The organism is Vibrio genomosp. F10 str. 9ZD137, from assembly GCF_049974785.1.
Lineage (GTDB): Bacteria > Pseudomonadota > Gammaproteobacteria > Enterobacterales > Vibrionaceae > Vibrio.
Window position 1 is genome coordinate 1 of the sequence record NZ_JBNGCJ010000375.1, and the last position, 4,287, is coordinate 4,287.

General features: G+C 42.6%; 4 protein-coding genes. 2 read left to right on the top strand and 2 right to left on the bottom strand.

The window, feature by feature from the left end:
• Window positions 1–39 precede the first annotated feature (39 nt).
• Together ACP45E_RS08375 and ACP45E_RS08380 are read right to left on the bottom strand one after the other, a co-directional pair.
• Window positions 40–948: a LysR family transcriptional regulator gene (locus ACP45E_RS08375; protein WP_017039121.1), complete on the bottom strand. Its 909-nt coding sequence runs from the start codon at window positions 946–948 to the stop codon at window positions 40–42.
• Between the two features lie 180 nt (window positions 949–1,128).
• Window positions 1,129–1,281: a hypothetical protein gene (locus ACP45E_RS08380; RefSeq protein WP_158008372.1), complete on the bottom strand. Its 153-nt coding sequence runs from the start codon at window positions 1,279–1,281 to the stop codon at window positions 1,129–1,131.
• A gap of 250 nt (window positions 1,282–1,531) precedes the next feature.
• Between ACP45E_RS08380 and ACP45E_RS08385 the strand changes: the two genes are divergently transcribed.
• Both ACP45E_RS08385 and ACP45E_RS08390 read left to right on the top strand, forming a co-directional pair.
• Window positions 1,532–2,743, top strand: a complete 1,212-nt coding sequence (locus ACP45E_RS08385) for a carbohydrate porin (protein WP_017039122.1) — start codon at window positions 1,532–1,534, stop codon at window positions 2,741–2,743.
• Window positions 2,744–3,039: 296 nt separating this feature from the next.
• A complete protein-coding gene (locus ACP45E_RS08390) occupies window positions 3,040–3,474 on the top strand; it encodes a copper resistance protein NlpE (RefSeq protein ID WP_017039123.1) in 435 nt (144 codons plus the stop codon).
• The last annotated feature ends 813 nt before the right edge of the window (window positions 3,475–4,287 follow it).

The following is a 4,287-nucleotide window of genomic DNA, read 5'->3' on the forward strand; positions in this document are numbered from 1 at the left end:
TGATTTTTACTGGCTGTTTTTTCATCTAATAAACCCAAGTTAGAAGTATTCATCATAAACGTGTTGGATGTATTCATTAGCAGCAGTAACGATAGATTCCCTTATCCCTTCAATATGTAAAGAATGTGGGCTCCATAAAGAAATGGGAACCTCTAAACCTTTTTTAATCTCAGTAGGCTTGAGCTCAACTAAATTCTGCTGCACAAATTCAGAGTAAATAACAGAGCGAGGAAGTAACGCCCAACCCAAGTCTAGCCGAACCAATTGGATCACAAGCGCAAGTTGGTCAACAAGCTCATAGTTAGCAGAAAGGGTGACTTTATCTGCCATCCCTTCATCGATTAATGATTTCAAGATTAACTGCTTAGATATTTTTAACTTAGAGAACAGTTCGTTTGGTGGCGTTTTACTCAGTTCACTGCCTTTACTTGCGAATGGGAGCAGCGTAAGGGTTTCTAGGTAAACCGCGTGAAAGCTATTCATCGCCCTACTCTCATGAGTATTCAAAAAACCGAAGTGCAGTGTCCCATCTTCAATCCCCTGCTCAATCTCCTTTTTATTCATGACCAGCATATTGACTCGACAACCTGGAAAGTCTTTTTGTAATTGCATTCTGATATCAGCCAAAATGAGCTGTGGCATAAAGCTTAGATAACCGATATTGATGGTTTCTGGTTCGCCTTGGGAGATGTTGAGCGCTATTTTATCAAAGGCTTTTAGCTGCTCAACGGCTTGCTTGGCATAGCGGTAAAGTAATTTACCTTCTTGTGTTGCTTCAACACTGCGACCTTTGCGCTCAAAGAGTGCGACATCAAGAATATCCTCTAAATTGACAACAACTTGCCCGATGGTACTACGGTGTTTATCTAGCTTAGCGGCAGCCTTGCTAAAAGATTTTTGCTCGTAAACCGTCACAAAGGTGGAGAGTTGCTCGAGGCTGAAATTCATAGATGACTCCAATATTCAAATAATGCTTTATTACTTTCAAATCAATCACTTTGACGTGATGAGTATAGACAGAACATGCATAGGTTACGACTTCCACCTCAAAAAAAACCAACAAGGTTCAAATAGTTTGTCTGATCACGTCAGACAATAGCAATTCTGAGTTTCCATTAAACGTTTATATCATTCCGGCTTATCTAAACAACCTATGTGAAATACCGATACGAATACAAAGAAGACTTTATCCAAAGCGGTGGATTTGGCATCAACAACCAAACCGCGATTGGTGGTACTGCTGCGGCATTCCTGAACGTTAAAAACTGGCGACGATGGCACTTTTTTCACCTTCAATCCGGAATACACATATATCGACGGCGATCTTGAAAGCAGCACCTTGAAAACAACACTCCGTCTAGCAACACCTTTATCACAAGATAAATCTCGCTGGGGAGAGCTTAGAGTTGAGAACACTTATGGCGAAGTAACAATCAAGTTCAGTCATCCAATCCTAAAGTAGATACATCATTATTTTTGCACTCAGCGTATTTGATTAACCAAGCTGAGTCGTAATTACTAAGAGGTTAAAATGAAACATCTTTTGAATATGTCAACGATTGCTCTGATATTGGCATCAGGGGCAACAACCGCTGAAGTAATGTCAGTAGAGTCCTCGACTTCGCGTTCACATTACGATTCATGGAATGAAACCAAGCAAAACCTTCAAAAAGAGCATGGCTTACAGTTGGGCATGGATTACAACATGCTGAGTATGGGAGCGATTGATCCTCTTGGGGATGCATCTGCTGCGGCAGGAGCATTAAGAGTCTTTGGTCAATGGGATCTTATAGAGACAGAAGATGGAGACAAAGGCGGAATTGTATTCAAGTTTGAACATCGACATAAATACACAGAAAACTCCCCGAAAGAATACGGTTTGGCCGATCTCGGTTACTTAGGTTTTGCTCACTCCTTATATGGTGATCAAGGCTTTAGAACCACTCATTTATTTTGGCGTCAATCTCTACTGCAAGAACAGATGGTGGTTTACGCCGGTTTCTTAGACATGACGGATTACACCGATTTTTATGCGTTAGCTAGCCCATGGAATGACTTCAACAGTGGTGTGTTTACTTCCGGAAGTGGAACGATTGGTGGATTGCCTGATGGTGCACTGGGTGTTATGGCCGGCGGTTTTTTCTCAGATAGCATTTATGGCTCGGCCAGTATTCTTGATGCTAAAGGCAACGCTTCTGACTTAGTTGAAGGAGCCAAAGAGCTCTTTGACACAGGGGCCACTTGGAAAAGCTTAGAACTCGGTTGGACACCAAGTAAAGATATGCTGTTCATCAGCAATGCTCATATCAGCCTATGGCAGCGTGACGCAGTTGGAAACGATGATGAAGGTTACGGTATCAACCTGTCTCTATCAGGTTTAGTGGCTGAACGTTGGTTGCCTTTCATTAGGGCTGGATGGGCTCAAGATGGCGGAGCCATGTATGACGCCTCAGTAAGCGCCGGCTTTGGTTACATTCCTGCACAGAGAAACCAAGACATGTTTGGACTGGCAGTTAACTGGGCAAGCCCAATGGAGAGCACAACGCAAGGGTTGGACTTAGACGACCAATATACAACTGAAGCGTATTACCGAGCTCAAATCACACCATGGCTGCAAATTTCTCCAAGTGTGCAAGTTCTGAATCACACCGCGGTTGATCTGACCAATGGCTTCGACAACATCAATTTAATCCAGAATAAAACCGATGTGGTATTTGCCCTAAAAGCAAAGTTCGAGTTCTAAATTAAACACACGGTTCTTTGAAGTGCTCAATGTGAATAATACTCTCCGGAAAAGAGAGTATAAGATCACAGCTCAAAGTGATCGTCAAATCGATCGTTTTAAGTGGTTATAAAACGTTCATGATCTTGCCCTGGGGTAACAACCGGTACTTGTTATCGACTTTAAGCCGATTCATGGCGTAGCCCCTTTCATCCAAGCGAGTGTTATTTTTGTGTGATTTCTATCACAAAGACTAGTCTGCAATAGTGCCTTGTCCTAAGCTCTAACGGTGGTATATCAATACTTAGGAGATAATAATGAAAAAGAATTCACTTGTTGCTTTGATGGCTGTTGTTGCATTGGCGGGTTGCCAAGATCAAAACGCAGAAAATGAAGCCGCGGCTGTTGAGCCCACAGTAATGGAGGCCGTCGCTGACAGTGCACACACTGCTCTTGATTGGAACGGTATCTATAAAGGTAGTGTCCCTTGTGACGATTGTGCTGCAACTGACTTGTTGCTTGAATTGAAAATGGACGGTCAATACTCTTTGGGCCGTAGCTACGTTGATAAAATGAGTGCGACGGTGATGGAAGAAGGCGAAGTCATTTGGAACGAAGCGGGTAATACTGTGCAGGTAGGTGAGTACCGTTTCTTTGTGGCTGAGAATCAGCTGTTCTTGGTGGATCAAGATGAGAAGCGCCTAATGGACGAAGAAGGTCAACCATACGCCTTAAGTATAGAGATGATGTAATACCAATCGTAGTAAGTAACGGGTCAGCTTAGCTGGTTAAAACACTCGATAACCGCGTTAGACATTTTGATTGTGGAATAACGACTTATCGAAAAAATCTGCCTTGTTATCCAGCGTTTTTTCTACGCTATTTCTGAACGCTGACTTACTGTGATAGGTGTAATCATTTTCTTGTGACTTTTTAGGCTCATTGTTCGAAAGCTATCGTGCTGTTCGTGAAAATAGACAATGGACAGTAGCCTACGCACTTGAGACATATCTAGCCTTGTTAGAAATATGCTTTTTGCTTAGTAAATAGGAAAAGCGCATCCGTATCGGCTGCGCTTTTTGACTATATAGGGTGTTGTATTTTTACGTAACGCCGTCAAGGCGTTGAGGTGAAGAGCAGTCCGTTCAAAATAGAATGAAAAAAGGGTTAAATAAACGGTAACAGTTGCTCAAATTTATCTGGTTTTAACTACAGCGGCTGAGCGCTATTTTATTCATTACTCTCTAAGCCTGTCAGCATCATAAGCTCTCCAGCGAGCGCTCCTGTCGAAACTGTTACCCCTGCCATTACGATCGCGGTTTTCGCAACTCCGATCACCGATTTCGGAGTTAGGCTAAAAGTGATCGGATAATCGCGGAATCAGTGATCGGTTTAAACCGAAATGGGTGATCGGATAATCCCGAAATGACTGATCGGAATGCTCCGAAATATGCACCTCCAAAAAGACGCTAACTAATGCTTAACTTACAAGCATTAGGCTAGTGGCCAGTCCTTCTTCATCAATTCTCTGTTTTCAAGAAATTACTCGTAATCTGACGCGTAAG

Coding starts and splice junctions, on each gene's coding strand:
- ACP45E_RS08375 (WP_017039121.1), bottom strand. CDS start 948: ATGAATTTCAGCCTCGAGCAACTCTCCACCTTTGTGACGGTTTACGAG.
- ACP45E_RS08385 (WP_017039122.1), top strand. CDS start 1,532: ATGAAACATCTTTTGAATATGTCAACGATTGCTCTGATATTGGCATCA.
- ACP45E_RS08390 (WP_017039123.1), top strand. CDS start 3,040: ATGAAAAAGAATTCACTTGTTGCTTTGATGGCTGTTGTTGCATTGGCG.